The sequence below is a fragment of the Paenibacillus xylanexedens genome (assembly GCF_007676705.1).
Lineage (GTDB): Bacteria > Bacillota > Bacilli > Paenibacillales > Paenibacillaceae > Paenibacillus > Paenibacillus xylanexedens_C.
In genome coordinates, this window is record NZ_VEBF01000003.1 from 682504 (window position 1) to 704590 (window position 22087).

A 22087-nucleotide genomic window follows, 5' to 3' on the forward strand; every position below is an offset into this window, starting at 1 on the left:
CCTAACCCTCTCTGGTGAAACTCTCGCTATGCGGATGGGTCAAATCATTCAATAATTGACTAATCAGGCCACGCTCCACAATATCATCGATATTCTCAACGGAGAGGAGCACTTCGCGATGATTGGCTGTTGTTTTGCCCGTATGTTGTAATAGGACTTCAATGTTACTCTTCGTATAAAAGGTAACGAGCGCTCCTGAGGTAATGTCACCATGGAGACCTGTCGCGGAAAAGAAACGATAGTTGAAGCTGCGCAGCGTACAGCCAGCATTATTGGTGAAATTGACCGGAAGCTGCAGGGAAAGCCGTGGCATTTTCCGCTGATCCGATCTAGGTTGCACGATACGTTTTTTCACATTGCGAAGCATATCGTCATAAGCCGTATCCCACAGGTTCATTTGCTCTGGCAACGAATGTTTACGATCATAGATGATTTGCATGTATTGGCGGTTATCATTCTCATCAATCGGCTGAACCGTTGCGGAATAGCGCCAACCCTCTCCATCCTGTTTAACATAGACAATAACTGCATCAAGATTGGCCTCATACCGCTCGGATTTTACGACCAGTGAGATCGTCTTCTGTTCAGGTAGATATATGGGATATGGGACATAAAAGGCAATCCCTTGCTCGGATACATCAACGGTCTTAGCCTCGTAGCGTAGATTCGTGTCCTGATCATAGATCGTGACATCCTCCTGTGCCCGAATCCGCTCTGTCTCACGATACGCACGGCGGCCGATCATGAAGAACAGGGCGTAACATAGCGCGATCATGTTATGAATCAACCAGAAAATAATGATACTGCTGAAGAACAGCGCGATACCGTACTTGCCATTTACATATCGAATTACAGCTGCAATGGAAAGCAACAGCAGGAAAATATGCGGAAGTGCATATAACAGAGCAGACATCCATTGTCGACCACTCGCTCTGCTTTTGTTCGTAACCTTGAATTTTTTCTCGCGGATGCCCAGCGTTTCCAGAAGAACCGGCCAGATCAGATAAGGCATAAATATCGTATCAATCACCTGACTCCATCGCTGGTTCCGAATATTGCTGGATAGATAACGCATCGAGACACTGTAGAAGAAATAGGACGGAAGCCAGAATACTAAGATCTGCCAGAAGGTTGTGTTCACAATCTGGAAGTCAAATAACGCAAACAAAATAGGCGCCAAAATGAAAATCAACCGGTTAAAGAAGGACCACCAGTATAAGAAACTGCTCAAATAGGTCACTCTTGTCCAGAAGGGAAGCTTCTCGGATAACGGAGCGCGCGTATTCTGCAGACTCTGAATAATACCCCTTGCCCAGCGAATCCGCTGCTTAATCATGCTCTTCACGGTTGTCGTTGTCTGCCCGGCGGCTTGAACCTCTTGAGTCGCATAGGTAATATAACCTTCCTGCTGCAAGCGAATGCTTGTCTCAAAGTCCTCCGTGATCGTATTGAGTGGAAAGCCTCCGATGTCTTCCATGCCTTGCCGGGAAATAATCGTATTACTTCCTGTGTAGGCGACCGCATTGGAGGCGTTACGCAGGATGTTCACTTCTCTGGAGAAGAAATCCTGTTCATTCGGAATGCCTTGCTCTGCATATAGATTAAACTGGAATAGATCCGGATTGTAGAAGCTTTGCGGGGTCTGTACCAGACCAAGCTTGAACTTAGGGTCCATTTCATCCTCGCGGCGAAGACGCCATTCCTCATTCTCCTTAATAAACGTGGAGAGCATGAAATAGGGGACCGTTTTCATCAGGAAGGTGTGCTGCGGAATCATATCTGCGTCGAACGTTGCAATCAGCGGAGAAGAGCTTTTGCTCAGTGCATTATTCAGGTTGCCCGACTTGGCATCCTTGTTCCCCGGGAAACCCAGATAACCCACGCCGAACTGTCTAGCAAGCTCCTCTACCTCAGGCCTTGCTCCATCATCACAGATATATATATGAACCTTCTGCTTGTCCGGATAATCCATGAACGTACAGGCATTGACCGTTTTATACAAGAGATCAACAGGCTCATTATGCGTAGCAATAAATACATCCACATCTGGATAATACTCCGGCGGGACGGTTGGAAAGTCGAGCTGTGTACGTTCTTTTTGCATCTTTTGAAAGAATAATTCAAAGGTTGTCAGTACCGTTACGGTCTCAGCCACAATCAGTAAGATACCGAAAATCACGTTCAGAACGCCTTCGCCCCATGGCAGTGTAAAGAATGTGCGCCATAGCAAATAAATCGACATCAGAATCATGGTGATGATAAAAAAGATATTTTGCCTTTTCTCGTTTTGCACTACAGCTGCTTCCTCCTTGCTGCAAATACCCATCTTCGCTGCAATTGGAAACTGAGCAGGAACAGCAAGGCATCACAGACCAATTTCGCCAATTTCTCATCTACGAAGAGAACGGTATGAAATATATATACGCCGGTACTGGAAAGCAAGATGACCACTCCGCATAACGTCAAATAGCGCCATAGACTTCCCTGGCTATCTTCCTTACGGAATACAAAATGTCTATTCAGTACATAGTTGACCACAATAGAAATAATTCTCGCAATCACGGTTGCGAGCAAAATTCTTAGATAGTGCTGTTCACCCAACACAGGCCGCAAAGCGTCGATCAAAAACCAGGCAATGCCCAAATCCACAACAGAACTTGCCACAGACGATGATATGAAACGCAGGAAATTGGAGAACAATACCCCCATGACCCGAGCACTATCCTGGATCGCTTTAAAATGAGTTCCCGCATTACCATTTTCATAGATAACTTGAATTGGCATGGTATGGATCGGTATGCCGGACTGAATGCACGAGATGAGCATCTGCAACTCATATTCAAACCTAGTGCCGCGAACATCCTGCATAAACGCAAGTAGCCCGGGACCAAAAGCACGAAGCCCGGTCTGGGTATCTGATAGTTTCTTTCCATATAACATGGCAAAAATAAAGGAGGTCATCCGATTGCCTAACAGAGACTTTGGCGGTATGTTGCCTTCACTGAAGTTCCTTACCCCGAGAACTAACGAGTCCGGATGAAGTCTCGCTTCTTGGGCAATTCGATATACATCCTCTGCTGCGTGCTGTCCATCTGAATCAGCAGTTACAACGAAGGAAGATGCATCATATTGTTGTCCAATATACTGAAAGCCGGTCTTGAGCGCCGCACCCTTCCCTTGATTCTCCATATGTGTCAGCAGAGCACAACCATTCTCACGAAGCTCCTCGAAAATCGACTGATAGGCCTCACCAGATCCGTCGTCCACAATAACAATATTCGTCAAGCCATACTCTCGCAATTGCCGTACGTAGGCTGGAAGTCTCTCATCCGGTTCAAGAGATGGAATGAGGATGATCGTTTCGCCGTTTTGTTTACCCATAATCATCCTAATAAGCCTCAATTCGACATATTTTTGCAAAATCTTTTGGAATATTGTGAGTATAACACCGAAAGGGTGGTCAGTAAACGAGCAAATTTGTAACCTACTGGTAAAAAAGTTGTATCATTATATGTATTCATATATAGGTGAAAAATACTAGTAAAGCATTAGTCTAGCACTACTCAAATAACTGCACACTCGGTTCTCTTTTCAGCACATGTACAAGCATGGCATGCAGTTGTCCTCGGTGGTGATAGAAGTGCGCTTGTGTGTCGAGAAGCCACTCGAAGCGTGAATGAACGCCTCCCCAAAATGCAGTCGTTTCTCGTAATAGTTCATCTTCCGTTAAAGCAGCTATGCCTTCTTTTAAAAAAGTATAATGCTTCAGTAAAGCATCGGATATCGCATGTAGATTCGCCTTTGGCTCGGACTCCTCATAGAATTGATCCAACTCTTCCTCAGATGCTCCTCCCCCGATCAGAAAGTCGGCTTGGCAGAGTACGGACATATGCGCGAGCAGCTCGCCAATTGACATTTTCTCCGCCGTTGGTCTGATGCTCAGGTCTTCCTCACTCAGTGTATTCATCAGGTTAATAACCGATTGTACAGCCATATCCATCTGATTAAAGATTCCTTTACAATATACGTTCATTCTGACACCCCTCTTTTCTATGAAAATCCATAATAACACAATTATAGAACATACGTTCCGATCAAACAAGACTTTGGTAAGGTATAAATGTGGACAAGAAGAAAAAAGTACGTTTGTCCGGTAGTTGGAGGGCAGGATAGCAGAGTAGTTTGAAATGTCGTGACTTAAACGCGAAAAAGAACCACCTTTTAATGTACAAAGTTGGTTCGAGAATTATGGATCAAATTTTTCTAGAGATTAAGTAGTATGTAAGCCCTGCGAGCAGTAGTAGTAACGCTCCGGATACCCCTACTCCGCTGCTTCCGCCAACCATACTTGAATAGCCGGAGATTCGGCACGATTCAAACGTAAGGCAATCTCGGTGTTGATCGGGTCTGGCGGCATAATCTCAACAAGGACACATACAGACTCTCGCGGTTGATTTAAGGCAAATATACCTTCATCATCGAGCATTTTCATCGCCAGCTCCATGGCTTTCAGCCTCACATCCAACTCTTGATTCCAATCATCATTCTCCAGATCCGCAATAGAAGGACGCTCGTTAAATTGCTCCTTAATATGGTCAAAGTTATCATCGCCAAAACAACAATAGGGCGAATCAGCATACGACCATTTAATGAGTTCCGCAATTGTTGATACAGGCGTGTCACTTTCCTCTGCTTGCCTAGCCGACTCTAACTCCAAAGCTTCCCACGACCAGGCGGAGATGCTTGGCGCATGTCCCTCGCCAGTAGTATATAGCGTACAGTAATAATAACGTTCTCCATTTTCAAATAGTGTGCAAAAAGACGTTCTGGCAGCAGCGGCGATCTCTGTGGCCAGTATCTCTATATCTTGCATTGGCTTCATGATTAGAGTTCTCCTTTCCATTCGTCGATCATCGGCCACTTCGATATGAGTTGGCTATTTGGATTAGATACCAGACACCCGCACCCACCAGGGCAGCGAACACCAGATTGATACAACCGAACACGATGAGTGATTTCACTTGGCTTGGACCGATCCGGAAAGCGACCGCGAACTGCAAGACAGCAGGTAGCAGAAACGCCAGCCACGAGATGGTTATAAGCCTTTCTGTTCTGAAGCTCCACCATACTGCTGAACATGAGGCAGCCAGCACTACCCAGGTACAGATAATATTTAAGGCGAACATCATTTCGGCCCCCTCCTATTTGCCATGGATCACTAGTCCATATTTAATGAAGATCCACGATTCGCTCAAGTCGTTCATTGCATCATGGCTTATACGCACAGACGGCTTCTGTTCCTTCATCGCATCTGCATCATGTGCCGAGAAGCGAAGCGGCTTTGTTATTTTTTTAATAGAGCCCTTCATTTCATCGAAAAACGCATAGGTTAGCGGCTTATGGTCCCGGATATCCTCATAGATATAATACTTCCCTTGTTCATCTTGCATATCAATTTGAAAGCCTTTCGGAAATGAAAGCAAGATACACGGCAGTTCATCCTCTGCCCACTGTCCGTGATATGGAAAAGGAACACCTTCATTTCTCACAAAAAATCCTGAACTTTCTTGATCCGATGTAATAGAAATCGAGTAAACAAAGAAGGGATGAATGTCATTTCTTTTTGATCACCTACCTCATGGGATTTCCAAAACTGATCGTGATCTAAGCGTTTCTCGTACAGCAGTATTCGTTCTATTTATGTATCTTATTTCCATTATAGTGTTTACTTTCTCTGGGTCTACCTACTTTACACCTGATTTTGTGAGCATGAAAAAAACACATCCTACATTGGAATATAGCATACTCCTAGATTAAGAAGAACGCTCATTCATCCAATAGGATGTGTTTTCCTGTTTTAATATAAAGTTTGAATAAGTTCTACATTATGAAGCTTTGGCTGCAACAGCTTTTTCAATTAATGCTTTTGCATCATTATTAGTAAGGCTTTGTTTAGGTTGGAGCGAGTTTTTGTCTGTTGCACCAAGAATACCTTTGTCAATCAGTTTTGCCATAGGCTTAATGGCGTAGGCAGACACGGATTTACCATCTTCGAAACCAGCAATGATCGCAGCTGCATTTTTATCCGTAGCTTGATCGTTCACCAATTTAGCAAGAATGGTAGCAGCTTCTTCACGCGTGATATCCCGATCAGGATAGAAGTTTCCACCATAACCTTGAATGAATCCAGCATGTGTAGCTTCAGCAATCGCATCTGCATATGCAGCATTAGCCGCAACATCCTTGAATGCAGGTGCTGTAGCGACTTCGTTTAATTTCAACATGTCAACCAGAGCACTTACAAATTCAGCACGAGAAATGACTTCTGTTGTTACAGGTGTTTCTGTTGGCTCGGTAGATGCAGCCAGGTTTGTGATACGTCCTTCATTTGTAGCTTCGATGCTACCGCCTTTATACGTGTCTACGATGTATTGGTAGAATACATCCAGATCGATAGGACCTGCCAGGGATGATTTAGCATCCAGCAGCACTTTATAGTTGTCTCCACCTGCAGCCATAAAGTTGTTAACTACAGCCGTATATGTTTTTGCAGGATCAATCGTTGTTCCATCTTCCAGACTAAGACCAGTAACACGTTCTGCGACCGGCTTATTGAAATCTGCAGTGTATTTCAAACCAGAGATTTGGAGTGTTTTGGTATTAGGTGTACCGTCAGCATTGGTACCCCATTGCTGCTGCAACAAGGTTTTAACCTGTTCGCCAGTCAGCTCAAGTTTTACTAGAGTATTACCAAACGGTTGGATTTTGGCAAGATCAGCAAAGGTCACATCGCCTTGTGGCAGATCCGCACGAATACCACCTGGATTCATAAATGCAAAGTCAGCAGCACTTGCCTTATCCCCAAAGTCTGCTTCACGCATTGAATCTGCAATGAGGTTGCCTAGAGGGGCTTCGTTATTATAAGCATCTGTACGGGTAACAGAACCATCCGTTGTACCTACTGGCTTCGTCAGCTCAGGATGCTTGTCTAATGATTTTTTAATAATAGCTAAAGATTCAGGGTCTTCTTTTACACCCTCTTGAAAAGTCGTTGTAACAGTCGCTGATTTTTCAGTTACATCCCCGGTGGCAGGGTCAATCATCAGCTTGATATCTTCAAACGCCGTACCATATGAGTAGGCTTGCACGATCAACTTTCCATTCACTTCACCGTTAGCCAAAGCATGATTGTCACCCGCAACGATAACGTCTACAGGGGAATCTGCCGGTAAAGCTTTTGCCAAGTCAGCCGCTTCTCCAGTGGTTACGCCTTCCTTGGTGGTTGCTGGATCATGTGCCAAGACAATGATCGTTTCTACACCTTTATCTTGTAACTCTTTTGCATATTTATTAACAGCTTCCACTTCTTCTTCTGGACTTAAGAAGCGCACACCAGCGGTACCCGATGGAGATACTTTGGCAGGTGTAGATTTCGTCACTAATCCGATGAATCCGATTTTGACTCCGCCCACTTCTTTGATCACATAGGGCTGAATCAATGTTTTGCCAGTAGCCGTTTCAATGACGTTTGCATTCACGTAATCAAATTTTGCACCAGCATGCGTTACCTTACCTTCTTTTGGATCAAGGCCACCAAAGATCTGTGCCTTCAAAGCAGCGACACCTTGGTCGAATTCATGATTTCCCAGGGAGCCTACATCAAATCCCATCATATTCATCCATTCCATGGTAGGCTCGTCACGATCAAGAGATGAGGCTGGCGCAGACGCACCAACAGAGTCTCCATTATGGAAGAGTAGGGAATGTTCATATTTGGCTTGAGCTTCTTTGAGATAGGTTGCTAGAATTGGAGCAGAACCTGCCTTTTTATCACTCACGATTGATGTGGTGTCCAACTGGCCGTGGAAGTCATTAATTCCAATCAAGTGTACTTCTACATCGCTGCCTGCAGCAGAGACAGAACCCGCTGCGCCCAATAGTTGGGTGAGTAGTAGTGCAGTAGTAGCCACCCCAACTGTACTTTTACTCACAAATTTTTTCCAAGACATGAATTACAAAACCCCTCTCCAATTTCAGATCCTGTAATATTTTAGCATGAATCTATTCTTAAATATCGTAAAAAATATGAAACCAATGTAAAAATTTCTGAGTTTTATAGAAAAAAAACGGACGGACTGTAAAAAGATTTATATATATCTCAATTGGGTTATTCTTAGAGATTTTACATAGAAATATATGGCTTTTATCTTTTAAGTTGCTATAATGGTAAATAAAGTATGTAAACGGTAGAGTACAGTGAACTAACTATCACTAACAGGCATCATTCTGACGTTACAACTCCCCAAAAGCATAATACTCACTACATCATTCAAAGCATCACACTATCCATTTAAGGAGGTGGTCCTGAGACCATTGAGGCTCGTAATTCCTCTTTTCCACCGATAGGGGAAGTGTTGACCTATCCTTCACCACGCCTAACTGAATGTAACAATGTATCACATAACAACATAAATAATATACTTATCTATGTAAATCCATTATATGAAATGTAGGAGTGTGTCCAATGAATAAACGACTTTTCCCCAAATCTTTTCGAGTTCTTTTGGCTTGCTTGTTAATTTTAGCATTTGCCGTACCAGCGACGGCTTCTGCCGGCTATCTTGGAGATAAGCTCACAATCGGCCAAAGCATGGCGAAGGGTGATTATCTCACCTCCCAAGATGGTAGATTTTCAGCCATTTGGCAGAATGACGGGAACTTCGTTATCTATCAAAACGGTTCTTCTCTTTGGAGTAGCGGTACTAGTAAAAGTGGGGCTGTTGCGTTCAAGTTTGAATCCGTAGGAAAGCCAGTAATCTATTCGTATGGCGGATCATATAAAGATGTATACCAATATGGTTATCGCTATGGATTCAACCCTGCCACAGGTAAATTCGAATATTACACGGGTTGGGGGTATGATAAAGTTTGGGTGATTGATACTTCTATACTGCAAGGCGTATGGTCTGCCAATACCGCCTCATGGATTCCAGGCCATCACGGAAGCAGCTTGCCGGCTAACACAACAGGTGACACACTGGTCATGCAAAGTGATGGGAATTTAGTTCTCTATAACACAACCCTGACTAACAGCAATTATCCGAATAGTTGGATTCCTGTCTGGGCTTCTAATACCGGTGGACGCTAAAATAGATGGAGAGCCGCATGCTGTGCGGCTCTTTTTTGTTTATCCAGTGAAGCTGATAGAGTCATCACTTAACAAAAAGAGGTCAACCAGTAAAAACGGCTGACCTCTATACATAATGTCGTATGGACTATCCCGATCTCTATATTTCGGGGAAATATCATAACTCTAAAGATTCTATTACTTTGCCGTCTGAGCTTTCTTCAATTTATCAGCAACGGCTTGAGTGTTGGATTGGATAGCAGCAGTTGCTTTGTCTAATGTTTTCTTCCCATTTACTACCTGTGTCAATTCTTTCAATACAATTGACCGAAATCTCAATTCAAAATTTGGTGACTTGTTCATGAGAACATAACTTGTTATCGATGAATCCAGATTAGGTCTTAATTTATAGAATGCATCCAACTTGTACCCTGAGTACTCCTTAATCATGCGAGAAAGAGGAGCACCGATACTATTGTTCGAGTTCTTGGGTTTATAGTACTCATTAGCGTAGTCATCTCCATTGAAATATTTGATGAAATCCCAAGCGGCATCAACATGAGCTGCGCCTGCTGGAATCGCGAATATCTCATTAATATACACGTTCCCTGTTGACTTTCGGTCCTTAGCGGCAGGGCCGGCAGCAATACCAAGCGTGAAAGGTTTATAATTCTTCACACCTTTTTTTGCTGCTTGCAGGGACTGTAACTGACTAATAGAGGCTACTTTCATAGCTGATCGTCCCATAATGAACGAGCTGCTTTCCAAGTAACTTTTGCCGGATAGACTGATCATCTCGTCAAGTACCCCGGACTTCGTTGCCTCGCTCGACAGACGATAGGCATTTTTCCACGCAGTTGTATTTGCAGTAGCCTTTAGCGTATTTGGATTCATGTACGTTAATCCTTCTGTTCTGGCGATATCCATTACCAAATTGCTTGATCCTGTGGAGCTTAGGCCCCAAATTCGGGAGTTCTTATCTCCCTTAGTAGGGAATTTCTTAGCAAGATTCAATATCTCTTCCCATGTCATCCCATCTGTTGGTGTTTTAACATTGTACTTTTTAAATAAATCAGCATTATACAGAAGAGCGTAGGAATCCGCTTTTGGGCTTAACCCATAAAGTTTGCCACCGCCTTGTTTCTTCAATTCATCAAGCAAGCCGGGGTATAACGTTGTCGTGTCATACGTATCTCGCTTAATTAAAGGTTCTAAATCGACCAGCTTTTTATCTTTAGACATTTGTTGGTATTGGTAAGGGGGTAGCATCACAAGATCGGGTGAATACTTATTGATTGCCCCGTTGTAATCCTTAATCGCTTCCATACCTCCAGGTGTAACTACTTCAATATTTACATTCGGGTACTTCTGACTAAACAGATCTCCATACGTCATTTTGAAATCATCTTCGTTCCAGTACAATACTTTTAAAGTACGTGCCGAATCTGCCTCGTTATCCGAATTTGCCGAAACTTGCTTGCCTGTGCTAAAAACTGTTGAAATACCGATTAACATAACACTTAGGCTAACAAGCATGGCCTTCTGTAATACCTTATGCTTCAAAAATAAAACCTCCACTCATGTATTGTTCAAACGATTATTCGCTTGTGTTGTACTCAGTATAGAAGTGAAAGCTTATCATCTAACTACCGAACTTCTTATCATTTCCTTAAATCGTCCTGACGTTATTCAATGCATAAGAAATATCGCTTATAATTATCGTGATGCTCTTCTATTGAAGGAAGATGCTGGAATAGGGAGGATCTATGGCGGAAAGCACAATTTTAATGGTGGATGATGAAGCGGAAATTATCCAATTAATGAGTATTTATTTCAATAACGAAGGTTACAAGCTGCTGCAAGCATCGAATGGAATGGAGGCGCTGAAGATTCTGCAGACCAAGCAAGTGGATCTAATTGTACTGGATCTAATGATGCCCAAGATGGACGGTTTGCAAGCGTGTATGAAAATACGAGAGACGAATCCGATCCCCATCATTATGCTGTCCGCTAAAAGCCAAGATATCGATAAAATATCAGGCCTCAGTATCGGCGCTGACGACTATGTAACCAAACCGTTCAACCCGCTCGAGCTGATCGCACGGATCAAGTCGCAGCTTCGAAGAATGAACCAATTCAACTCCGTTTTGGGCAATGCGAACGAAATACATATCGAAAACGTCGTGATTAATAATGCATCCCACACGGTAACGGTCGATCAGCAGGAAATCAAATTGACTCCCCGCGAGTTCGCGCTCCTTCACATGCTGGCTGTCAATAGAGGGATGGTGCTGAGTATGGACCGCATCTACGAAGAAGTCTGGAATGAGCCTTTTATGGAGTCGAAGAATAGCGTCATGGTTCATATCCGCAAGCTCCGTGAGAAGATAGAATCCAATCCACGTGAACCACGGATCATTAAAACCGTGTGGGGGATCGGATACAAAATCGAAAGCGATTTAAAAGCAAGGGGTGAGTAGGATCCAACCACAGTGGCTGTATACGATTCGGTGGAGATTAATGCTGATCATGGTTGCAAGCCTGGTTTTGACAGGCACAGCTATTTTTTTGGGGTATGTCATGGCGGGAGCGCTGCAGAACATTGAATACGTAGCTGTTCCGATCAATTGGCTCATTGAGTATGCTGGGTCCGTTCGCGTGATGATCATAACCGGTATCGTTCTATTCCCCATCACTTTCTTCCTTGCCAGCCTCCGTTTAGTTCGGGATTTACGTGAAATTAACACTGGATTGCAGGAAATATCGGCAGGGCGGTTCGGGCAAGTTGTAAGGGTTAAGGGTAAGGATGAGTTAAGCGTAATCGCGGAGAGTATGAATCAATTGAGCAGCGAATGGGATCATTATCTTGCAGAAATCACACGTGGTCTGGGGGAGATTGCGAGCGGGCAGTTCGACCATCAAATCCCGGAAATTGCCGATCATCAACTGGGAGAGGTAGCGCGCAGCATCAACCGGATGAGCATGCAGTTGAAGCAATCAATTGCGGAGGAACGCAAGGCGGAAAAGACCAAAAATGATCTGATTACCGGTGTATCTCATGACCTGCGAACTCCACTGACCTCGATTCTCGGTTTTCTCGAAGTCATCGAGAAGGATCGGTATCAGGATGAGGTGGAGATGCGCTATTACGTCAACATTGCATATGAGAAATCTTTGGCGCTTCGGCGATTGATCGACGAACTATTCGAATACACACGGGTCAACAATGGCATGCCTCTGGAACTCAGCGAGCTTAATATGACCGGGTTAATTGGCCAGCTTGCCGAAGAATTCGTGCCGATTACCGAGAGTGCAGGCATGCAAATCAGGCTGAATGTTCAAGAAGGAGACTTCAAAATTCAAGCGGACGGAGCATTGTTGGTACGGGCATACGAGAATATACTCGCCAATGCCATCCAGTACGGGCGTACAGGCAAATATATCGATATCGATATTGCACAAGATGGAGATATGCTAGTTGTACGGATTCAAAACTATGGAGTCCCTATTCCCGAGCGGGATTTACCTTTTATTTTCGATCGTTTCTACCGGGTAGACAGCTCCAGGTCGAAGCAGACCGGAGGTACAGGTCTCGGTCTCGCCATAACAAAAAGTATTGTCGAGGTACACGGAGGAGGCATCACTGCGCACAGCAGCAAAAGGGCAACCTGGTTTGAAACGCGGTTATCGATGTTCGGACCCAATCAGACGCAAGTGGCTGTTACGGAAGAAGTTCAAAACGAAATCAATCGGATACCGACCGTGCTTCCGGAACAAGACCTTGTACCAAAACAAAGAATATTTCCTTGGCTTCGACACCTGTCTCTCTCCAGGATAGCTGCTGTACCCATGATCTTGTTGCTCGTCTGCGCGGTGGTACTATTCAGTATGAAGAATTCATTTACCTCTAATCTCGTGGTGAAGTTACCTTCCATCTTCTCTGAAAATGAAGATTCAACGCTGATGCCAACAACCGGGAAGGACGAATTGGTTCTAATCACCGGTAAAACAGACAAAGACTATACATTGCTCATTCATAACTACCGTTACGACGGACATGACCTAATTATCCAATACTCCATGAAACATTCTAACCAGATATCGGAGACGCAGTGGGCGAAACAATCGGTCAAACCGACTTTTATGTTGGACCCTTCAACGATAAAGATAGTTCCGGGCATCGCCACAGATTCAGGAGTAGTGTTTGCCAAAAATGGCACCCTCCATTTTTATTTTATCGAGAATTCGCCGCCTCCAGACCAGTTCCTACTGAAGGTAAACGTAAATCAGTTAGTTCTGTCCAATGATCCGGATCAGCAGGATCTGCTCACCGGAGACTGGAGCTTCGAAATTCCTGTGAAGAAAAATTATGAACGAAAAGCCAACGGCCAAAGCGCGCCCTTGCAGGATTCAACCTAACCTGGTATTCATGTAAGAAGTATTACACTTTAGACGTTTCACATCAGCTTTAAAATAATTGGGCAGAGAACTTTAATGAACTTTTCAGGGGTAACTAATTTTTATTTCGTTTATTAACTTCAATCGCAATGAACTCTGGCAAATAATTAGGAGTACACCCCTTTGATACCATTTCGTCTTTATAAAGACCTGTATTCTCACCAAGTTTAATACAACGTGCACGATACTTTTGATCATAAATGCCTATCCAGCCTGCAATGAAATTCATAGCCCATTGAACTTCCGGTTCTTCCTGGGTAATATTAGCTTCAATTGCAGATAGTAAGTCTTCGGTGTTATCAGGCGGTGTTTGTCCAGTCCATCTCAATCGCGCTTGATAATACCAAAAAGCTTGCCTTTGAAGAGCAGAAGGGCTATTTTCCCATGACTCCATCAATGCAATGGTCTTCTTGTCTTTGGTGAGCTGATTAGCCATTAACCAATCCATTAAGTTATTTCGCTCATCAAAAGTGTGAGCCTGCATATCCTTATCAAGCTTATTTAGCACTTCTTGCGAGAGAAGTTTTTTATCCATAATTAAGATTGCTAATAGTCTGGGTAAAAACTCTTCGGTTGACCAAAGTTCCATCGCTAGTTCGTGATCTTTTTTAATGTCCTTCGCGATTTTTCGTAAGTCGCCTAGCTTAGTTTTACTATTGATCTGTGATAGGATATTTTCTGCTTTTGAAGAACGTTTCATTTCTGTACTTTCATTCTTATTCATTTGACACCACAGCTCCTTTATTAAAGCTCTGTTTCATAATATATAATACCAGAAGGCTCGCCTTTGAAGAGCGGAAGGGCTATTTTCCCATGACTACATCAACCTGTCCTCTGTCGGCGAGGCGAAGGAGATTGTGTCCTCGATTTTCCGCTCTTCCTTGTACGAGCGATTCGGTGAACATAGCTTTCGTTTTCTTTGGGGAAATCATAGTACTGATCTGACTGATATTCTCCCATATCGATCCTTCTAGCAGTAAGATAAGCTTATTTTCATATATTGACAAATAAATGTGTTAGACTACTAAAAGAAGAATTGCCGATCTATACTAAGGAATGCTACATAACTGGATGCAGGCAGCTATTACGATAAACGTAGTTAGAAAGGAAACCCCATGAATAGTTCCTTGAAGCAACGAATGAAATCATTATTAGCACCCGTGTTTCCCGGTGGAATCATAACCATTCTGATATTTTACCTTGATTGCTTCCAATTCGAACTTGTTGAAAAATTTCTACTTTTTGCGGCTTTTGTCATTGTACCTCTTGTCATTTTACTATTGAACCATGACGAAAAGAATAAACATCAACGAATGATTTATGCTTCTATGAAATGGCTTCAATTTCCCGCTGCGCTTCTTACCCTGGCCTCGGTAATGAGTAGTAAAATGTGGGGGTTAGAAAGTACGGCAATCCCAGGGATTTTGTCCCTTGGGTGGCTACTGTTCACACTGCTGCTTGGCATCTATGGCTTGACCACTATTGTGATCTCTAAAGGAAAAGCAGCGGAAATAGCGATTGGTGCGGGGCTCGTTTATTTTTTTATCGGGGGCATTTGGTTTACCTTATATCAATATCAATTGAACCTCTTCCAAGCTAATCCTGCAACGCACGCGTTAAGCTCGCTCCACTTTCATTTCTCATCTGCGATCGTTCCAATTTTTATTGGTGAACTGGGACGCATCATGGCGAAGAAAAGCTGGTATCCCTGGGTCGTTGCCATCGATATCATCGGACCAATCTTGATTGCTTTTGGTATGATTTTCTCCAAGCCAACTGAATACATTGGTGTCGCTTTGTTCGCCTGTAATATTGTGGTTTATACCGCTTATCTCCTTGCTTACTTGAGGAAAAACTCCTTGCACAACAAAGCAACCATCTTTTTAGGCCTTTCTTGCCTAGCCTTTTACGCGGTTGTTGTCCTTTCTATTTTCTACCCGTTACTGAGAAACATGTTTTCCCTAACTATACTCGATTTTATTCCCATTTACGGATCTCTGCATGCGTTTGGTTTTGTTTTATGTGGACTGATTGGTTGGGTGTACACGGTAAACTTCATTAAAAAAAAGATTGTCCAGGAAAATAGACAGGTTGATACATCTTTATGAGTGATTACATACAAAAACATGAATTGGTGAATGTGATGTTTAGGCTGTCAATCGGCTTCATAGGAGTAGTTTAGTCAGGTTCGTGCTATAATAGTGATCACATAAATAACATTCATCATTCTGCCGAGATGGCGATGATTAAGGAGATTGAATTTTGACGAACAACCATGATATTGGAGCAGTTAACGAACTACCGGAGAACTTTGAAGAGCTCAAACGAGCCGCTAACCGGACGTCAAGCTGGAGAGAAAGACTGAATGCGGTGAACGAATTGGGGAACTGGGACACAGCCCCTACTATTAAGTTGCTTCAGCATGTTTTGAAAAATGATCAAGTGTTTCAAGTGCGCGAAGCCGCATATCACAAGCTCAAGCAGTTGGATGAAGATGTACAAATGCCTGCCAAAAACAAAGGTGAGCTGTTTAAAGGTACTAACAAAATTTTGCTGCGGATTAAAAAAAGCCTTCCTGAAGGTCACACATTTGAGCAATTTAAGGAAAAACTGCAAAAGACACGTCTGGATATTTATGATACTTACGAGGGCGACAAAGATGCTGAGTTCGACTCCTGGCTCCATGGAATTTGGGAGACACTAGGTAGAAAATAGCCGCCGTTCAAGCTACAATGCAGACTTTGCATAGTCTCCATCGGGCCGATTTAACATTGTAACTTTAACTCCACCCTTTGCTTTATCACGATCGCTATTATAGCGTTCACCGTATAATAGCTAAGTACAAAGCCACTCCAGAAAAATGGAGTGGCTTCTTTATTTCTTATTATTTTGATTGTCACCAGATTTTATCTCACTCTTTAGCACTTTGAAGTATGAATGCAGTAACATTTTCTCTGAATGAATTCAAGTTCCATCTCTCAGAATTTATTTACTATAACTTGTCCTAGATATAATTTTGTTTCTTGGATTACTCTTTGAATGGTTTCGCTAAGCTTTCTATATCCTCTACATCTGGCATTACATATTCCGTTGCTATACCGTCCTCTCGCAACCCTATCGTCGATATGCTGTAAATACAGGCTACTGCGAGTTTTTCCGCAAAAAACTTGCCCCTACTTATGATAAGATTCACCGTATTATTTATAGAGCAAAATTAAAAGGCACCCAAAAGGGTGCCTTCTACACTCAGAACTTTGTTAAATCAATGTCAAGAAACTCTTCTTTGTCAGAAGGAAGGTTATCCCACCATTTGCAAAAGTACAGTTTCTTTTGATATTGCAAATCATAAATTAGAACTGAGCTCTAGTCAGATTCCAATTAAGAGTAGCTTATAAGTGATATTACATATTACTTATATATCCATAAGCTTTCTTTAGGTTATCGTTGGCATCATTATAGTTGACTTGTAATTCAGATGCTGCCTTTGCTGCTGCTCCTCCAGCTACTATAGCAGCAATAACAGACTCAATACCGAGAATTGTTAACCCTGTTGCACCAACAAAACCTTTTAAATTTGATGTCATAGAGTTGTAGTTTGTTTGGAACGTATCAATTGTTGTCTGGGCTCTGGTAGCATACGTATTAGTAATAGGAATATTTGTTTTTTGGACATTACTTCCCTTAGGATTTCCAAACAATGAAACTCCATTGTAACATCCGTAACTGTAATTTTTAAAGTTTCCATAATAATGGCAAACAGACGGAATTCCACCTTTATCATTCGCGGCAGCTGCAAAGACTCTAGGACTAGCAACTGAATTGGAAGATAAATTAGGAATTAAATTGTTCTCATCTCTTACCTCTTCTCCATTGAGCAATAGTTCATCGTCCTTAGTTGCTTCAATTATATCAGTTCTTGTATTATCTTGAAGAACCTCTCTTTGCTCAGAACTTGCTATAGGAAGAAAATCATAATGAGTGCTAGTTGTTAGTGTCACCTTAACCTCACCCTCTGACCCCACTTCCCTAATATAAGATACATCTTGTATCTTAGTACCTACTACTTCTCCCTGAAGTACAACCTCAGAAGTATTCTGCCACTTTTGTTTCTCAGTGTTTCCTCCTGTAGAATCAGTTGCGGCGAATGCAGATGAACTGCCTAATAATGTAACACTTAACATAACCGCCATAAACTTTTTAAACATATATTCCTTCCTTTCTTCCCGTATAATGGTATAATTTAATAGTATTAATTTTAATATTAATAAATTAATTAGTAAATAGTACCATTCGATCATTTTTTTGTCGAATTATGTATCATTAAGGAAGGTGGACAAAAATGCGTGCAATTCGTGCTCATCTAAGTATGTATCCCAAGTGGCTCTTATTTATCCTTCTAGTGTTTTTAATTACCTTTATCTTATCTGTCACTGTTTTCAGTAACTTCACACTCATGCTAATTAACTTAGCTTTGCTTTTTGGTGCTTACTCTGTAAAAGAAATAAAAGGAAATCAATTGGTTTTTGTCCTTTGCCTTACCCTATGCATAGCATTCATACTATTTGCTTTTAAAACTTACCCGCTTTAAGCACCTAATGTTATAAGTACAAAAGAACCCTCTACATTTGTTTTAGAGGGTTTCTTTGTATACAACTTTTCTATGCACAATACTAAATTTCGCTGTTACTTGTGGTACGGTTCATTCCGATTGATCTTCACCGCGCGATAAATCTGCTCCACCAACACCAGCCGCATAAGCTGATGCGGCAGGGTCATGCGCCCGAAGCTCAAGCGCTGCTTCGCGCGGCGCAACACCTCATCGGAGAGCCCATGGCTTCCTCCGATGACAAACACGACATGGCTCGTCCCATACGTGCCGAGCTTGTCGATCTCCATTGCCAGCTCCTCGGAACTCCAGAGCTGGCCATCCAATGCGAGCGCGACAACATGCGCCTCACTCTTCACATGCGCGAGGATGCGTTCGCCCTCGCGCTCTTTTACCGCCCGAACCTCAGCATCGCTCAGGGTATCGGGCGCCTTTTCGTCTGCGACCTCGATCATCTGAAACTTGATGTACGGGGCGAGCCGCTTGGCATATTCCTGAATGCCCAGCGTCAGATATTTTTCCTTCAATTTGCCTACGCCAATAATCTGAATAAACATAACAATCCATTCCTCCTAAATTGTCTTGCGAGATATTCTATTAGTAAGATGCTTCATAGCATCGCTCGTTCCAACTGTATTATACCTATACTACACTTCTCTCCAATTCTAACGAATCACACACCTTATTCAGCCACTTTTCGGCTCCTTTAAAATCTAACGAATCTGAAACACGCTATCCCGCACAAAACGGTATTTCCCCACCGATTCTGAGGTCATTTCCCTATTATAACGTGTCTACGATTCGTTAGATTTCAACTATGCAGTATTTGCCCCGAATAAAGAGTCTCAGGTTCGTTAGAGCTATCCGGCCCAACAACGCCGCATCCTTACGCAGATCTCTGTCACTCTTCGTCACTTTTCCCTCGCCCAGCTCCACGCTGCCTACTAACCACCAATTCCCCCACAAACACAAAAAGAGCGCTCATCACGCTCTCCTTGGCTTCTTGCTGTGATGTTCATACCGGATGGAAAGTCAGCCAGGAGCGCCACCTATAGTCACGCCTCCCGCCGTCTAAATCCTACAGTACGCTAAACGACGAGGAATTCCGCGTGCTGTTCGCACTCGGCACATTTCGCAGGCGGGTCCCAGTCGGCAAATTCCGTCTCCTTCAGATCAACGATATCTGGAGCGTCCTCATACTCATCGACAAACATGTCGATGGCAATGTCCACGTGTTCTTTGCATACAACGTACATCCGTTAAGCATCCTTTCTGTAACCAGCTATGTTCCCGATTCACAACCGCGTATCCCATTACAGGATAGCCACTTCTCAGTTCTATCACACCTGCCACCGAAAAGAAACCCCCAGCCCTAATTTATCGTGCCCAACCTCCACCAAACCTCTCCATGCGGCAAAAATAAACAACAAAAAAACATCCCTTCCGGATACCTCCACGGTACCACGAAAAGAATGCTCCTTAACCCACGCTCTTTAATTCAATCCCGACTGAGCTTTCGTCAACAGCTTGCCACCTTGAAAAGCAATAACCGCATTGGCACCATTGCCAGCTGTACCTTTATAGTTGTAAACCACCATATTCTCCGCTTCACTCAGCGCTTCACCTTCGCCACCAAGGATCTCGATGACATCTTCCACCGACATACCAACCTCAAGCTTCTCATACTGGGCAAATGTAATCAGCACCCCGTCGCCTTTCCCGGCCGATCCGTTGTTTCCCGAGGCTGCAGGCGTTTGACCACCGGCCTCACCTACGGCAATCACATTTGTACTCAGCTCATTCAACTTGGCCTCAAGCTCTGCGATCTTTTGTTCCTGCTCACTGCTCTTGGCTCCCTGTTCCACCAGTTTCTTCTCCAGGCCAGCAATCTTCTCCTGCAAAGCACTTGTATCTACAGATGCTCCTGTTGTTGTAGCTACCTCGGATCCACAGGCAGACAGCATAAACAGGGACAGCGCCAAGCTCGTTCCCCCAAGCACCTTTTTCCTTAATCGTTTCATTAGAAATACCCCTTCCATTCTGAAATAAAAAATGTGATCGACAAACAGATGTTATTTGTATTTGTGACCGTCTCCAACATATTGACAACAGTTTACCACAGCCCGAGTCTTATGTATCTGCTCCTTTGGCTCCGGGTCTAACTGATCATGGGAAGATAAAAATGGTTGATCTGCTCATTTACTGTCGAACGAACACGTCCACTCCCTAGTACAGCCAGTGTTAATTCGATGTCCTGACTTATGTAATTACGACCTGCCCCACCTTATACAACCAAACATTATGCATAATGCTGAACCAACAACTAAAAAAGAGTGGTCAGATATCTGATCACTCCTCTAGCATTGCCCTATTACACTCCAAACAACAGCATAGGCTCCGTTTGAAATTTCCTTATTCCGGCTTATCCGTCAGCTTCACCGATACTTTCTCAGCTTTACCGTCCCGGTAGAAGGTCACTTCAATCGTATCTCCAATCTTCTTCTCATCGTACAGATATTTCCGCAGATCGAGCGTGGAGGTAATTTTTTGCCCGTCAAATTCCGTAATGACATCATTCAGCTTCATGCCGGCTTCCGACGCGGGACCGGATGCTTCCAGCACAACCACACCGCTGTCCACGTGAGATGGCAACTTCAGATCCTTACGCTGCTCGTCATCCAGTGGTGCATAAGGGTTGCTCAGATCCACCGTGTACACGCCGAGGTAAGGACGAGATACTTTGCCGTTCAGTAACAGAGAATCGACCGTTCTCATCACTTCGTTCATCGGAATGGCGAAGCCGAGACCTTCAACGCCCGTATCCGAGATCTTCATCGTGTTGATGCCGACCACTTTGCCGTTCAAATCAACTAACGCACCGCCACTATTGCCTTCATTAATCGCCGCATCCGTCTGGATCACGTTTTGCTCCCAGTCGTACACACCGTCCTGATTAATCGATACCGGCAGAATACGATCCGTGTAACTGACAATACCGGATGTCAGCGTACCGCCTAGACCGAGCGGATTTCCGATCGCCAGCACCGTTTGACCGCGCTGAAGTTTGCTGGAATCGCCAATCTCCGCGACTGCACCCAGCCCTTTATCTTCTGCGGATAGTACAGCAATGTCACTTACCCGGTCTTTACCAACCAGCTTCGCTTTGTGTGTCTCCCCATCTACGGTCACAATCTCCAGATCACTCGCGCCCTCCACGACGTGGTGGTTGGTCATGATATAAGCCTTGCCATCTTCCTTCTTGAAAATGACCCCTGAGCCCAGCGCCGAATCTTCCATCGATAGACTGCTACCCGTTTTATGGTTCACAATGCTCACCACGGAAGGACGAACTTGGGCTGCCGCCTGGATAATCCGGTCGTATGGATCAGCTGCCTGTGTCGCCTGTGCACTGCCTCCACCACCGTTGCCTGTAGCATTCGCCAGCGGTAACGATGTGGGCTGTGTGATGAAGCTAAACAGCGTAACGGTCACGATGGAGCTGATCACCGAGCTGATCACAGCAACTTTCACTGTGGAACTGATTCCCGTACGCGATCTACGCGGATTGCTCCAGCGGTCACGTCCACGTGCTCTGCCTCCAGGGCGGATGATCTGAAGTTTGCCTTTCTGTTCAGGTTCGGCGCGTCTTGATACTTTGGTTGAATAAAAATCGTCTCCAAACAATCCCATCGTGATCCTCTCCCCTTCGTTGTCACGCATCAAGACCCTGACTGCCGCCTAAGTTGTCGCATGGATCAACGATGGAGTTCTCACATACACCACTCCGCCAACAGACGAACCTTCCGATCGCTGTTACTCACAAATTTTTTTGATCCCCTCTTCCAAGGTAAAAATTTGTTCCTAAAGGCGAACACTCTGTTTCTTCAGGTTTCTTC

At 43.8% G+C, this 22087-nt stretch carries 19 protein-coding genes; 5 read left to right on the forward strand and 14 right to left on the reverse strand.

Going from position 1 to position 22087, the window contains the following annotated elements:
- Position 1 precedes the first annotated feature (1 nt).
- The 7 genes from FS628_RS20900 to FS628_RS20930 all read right to left on the reverse strand — a co-directional run bounded on the left by FS628_RS20900 (position 2) and on the right by FS628_RS20930 (position 8009).
- On the reverse strand, positions 2–2293 hold the full coding sequence (locus FS628_RS20900; protein WP_186327904.1) for a glycosyltransferase family 2 protein: 2292 nt from the start codon (positions 2291–2293) through the stop codon (positions 2–4).
- A complete protein-coding gene (locus tag FS628_RS20905) occupies positions 2293–3387 on the reverse strand; it encodes a bifunctional glycosyltransferase family 2/GtrA family protein (RefSeq protein ID WP_145324943.1) in 1095 nt (364 codons plus the stop codon). Before FS628_RS20905 ends, FS628_RS20900 begins: the two co-directional genes overlap by 1 nt.
- A 172-nt stretch (positions 3388–3559) precedes the next feature.
- Positions 3560–4033, reverse strand: a complete 474-nt coding sequence (locus tag FS628_RS20910; protein ID WP_145324944.1) for a DinB family protein — start codon at positions 4031–4033, stop codon at positions 3560–3562.
- A 288-nt stretch (positions 4034–4321) separates the two neighbouring features.
- A complete protein-coding gene (locus FS628_RS20915) occupies positions 4322–4882 on the reverse strand; it encodes a DUF4303 domain-containing protein (RefSeq protein ID WP_145324945.1) in 561 nt (186 codons plus the stop codon).
- Between the two features lie 28 nt (positions 4883–4910).
- Complete coding sequence (locus FS628_RS20920) at positions 4911–5189, reverse strand: hypothetical protein (protein WP_145324946.1); 279 nt, start codon at positions 5187–5189, stop codon at positions 4911–4913.
- A gap of 12 nt (positions 5190–5201) precedes the next feature.
- On the reverse strand, positions 5202–5549 hold the full coding sequence (locus FS628_RS20925; RefSeq protein ID WP_260871128.1) for a hypothetical protein: 348 nt from the start codon (positions 5547–5549) through the stop codon (positions 5202–5204).
- A gap of 336 nt (positions 5550–5885) precedes the next feature.
- Positions 5886–8009, reverse strand: coding sequence for a 5'-nucleotidase C-terminal domain-containing protein (locus tag FS628_RS20930; RefSeq protein ID WP_145324947.1), 2124 nt, complete (start codon positions 8007–8009; stop codon positions 5886–5888).
- 515 nt (positions 8010–8524) lie between these two features.
- Here FS628_RS20930 and FS628_RS20935 point away from each other — a divergent pair.
- A complete protein-coding gene (locus FS628_RS20935) occupies positions 8525–9148 on the forward strand; it encodes a hypothetical protein (RefSeq protein WP_145324948.1) in 624 nt (207 codons plus the stop codon).
- A 177-nt stretch (positions 9149–9325) separates the two neighbouring features.
- On the opposite strand, the gene FS628_RS20940 is transcribed toward FS628_RS20935, so the two are convergent.
- Positions 9326–10690 carry an ABC transporter substrate-binding protein gene (locus tag FS628_RS20940; protein WP_145324949.1) on the reverse strand — a complete coding sequence of 455 codons (1365 nt, stop codon included), beginning with the start codon at positions 10688–10690 and terminating at the stop codon, positions 9326–9328.
- 203 nt (positions 10691–10893) lie between these two features.
- On the opposite strand from FS628_RS20940, the gene FS628_RS20945 reads away from it, so the two are divergent.
- Positions 10894–11607 (forward strand): response regulator transcription factor, encoded by a 714-nt coding sequence (locus FS628_RS20945; RefSeq protein WP_145324950.1) that lies wholly within the window; start codon positions 10894–10896, stop codon positions 11605–11607.
- Positions 11600–13546, forward strand: coding sequence for a sensor histidine kinase (locus FS628_RS33055; protein ID WP_313958623.1), 1947 nt, complete (start codon positions 11600–11602; stop codon positions 13544–13546). The genes FS628_RS20945 and FS628_RS33055 overlap by 8 nt, the downstream gene beginning before the upstream one ends.
- 94 nt (positions 13547–13640) lie before the next feature.
- On the opposite strand, the gene FS628_RS20955 is transcribed toward FS628_RS33055, so the two are convergent.
- Positions 13641–14309: a DNA alkylation repair protein gene (locus FS628_RS20955; RefSeq protein ID WP_145324951.1), complete on the reverse strand. Its 669-nt coding sequence runs from the start codon at positions 14307–14309 to the stop codon at positions 13641–13643.
- A 391-nt stretch (positions 14310–14700) separates the two neighbouring features.
- On the opposite strand from FS628_RS20955, the gene FS628_RS20960 reads away from it, so the two are divergent.
- Both FS628_RS20960 and FS628_RS20965 read left to right on the forward strand, forming a co-directional pair.
- Entirely contained in the window at positions 14701–15693 is a 993-nt protein-coding gene (locus FS628_RS20960) for a YndJ family transporter (protein WP_145324952.1), read from the forward strand.
- 154 nt (positions 15694–15847) lie between these two features.
- Complete coding sequence (locus FS628_RS20965) at positions 15848–16300, forward strand: HEAT repeat domain-containing protein (RefSeq protein ID WP_145324953.1); 453 nt, start codon at positions 15848–15850, stop codon at positions 16298–16300.
- A gap of 686 nt (positions 16301–16986) precedes the next feature.
- Here FS628_RS20965 and FS628_RS20970 read toward each other — a convergent pair.
- The 5 genes from FS628_RS20970 to FS628_RS20990 form a co-directional block, all read right to left on the reverse strand.
- Complete coding sequence (locus tag FS628_RS20970; protein WP_145324954.1) at positions 16987–17790, reverse strand: hypothetical protein; 804 nt, start codon at positions 17788–17790, stop codon at positions 16987–16989.
- A 478-nt stretch (positions 17791–18268) separates the two neighbouring features.
- Entirely contained in the window at positions 18269–18748 is a 480-nt protein-coding gene (gene rlmH / locus FS628_RS20975) for a 23S rRNA (pseudouridine(1915)-N(3))-methyltransferase RlmH (protein ID WP_145324955.1), read from the reverse strand.
- Positions 18749–19279: 531 nt separating this feature from the next.
- The gene (locus FS628_RS20980; protein ID WP_017691462.1) at positions 19280–19447 is read right to left on the reverse strand and encodes a CxxH/CxxC protein; all 168 of its coding nucleotides are present in this window, start codon (positions 19445–19447) and stop codon (positions 19280–19282) included.
- Positions 19448–19684: 237 nt separating this feature from the next.
- Complete coding sequence (locus FS628_RS32750) at positions 19685–20212, reverse strand: hypothetical protein (protein ID WP_260871129.1); 528 nt, start codon at positions 20210–20212, stop codon at positions 19685–19687.
- 391 nt (positions 20213–20603) lie between these two features.
- Entirely contained in the window at positions 20604–21881 is a 1278-nt protein-coding gene (locus tag FS628_RS20990) for a S1C family serine protease (RefSeq protein WP_145324956.1), read from the reverse strand.
- Positions 21882–22087: the final 206 nt, after the last annotated feature.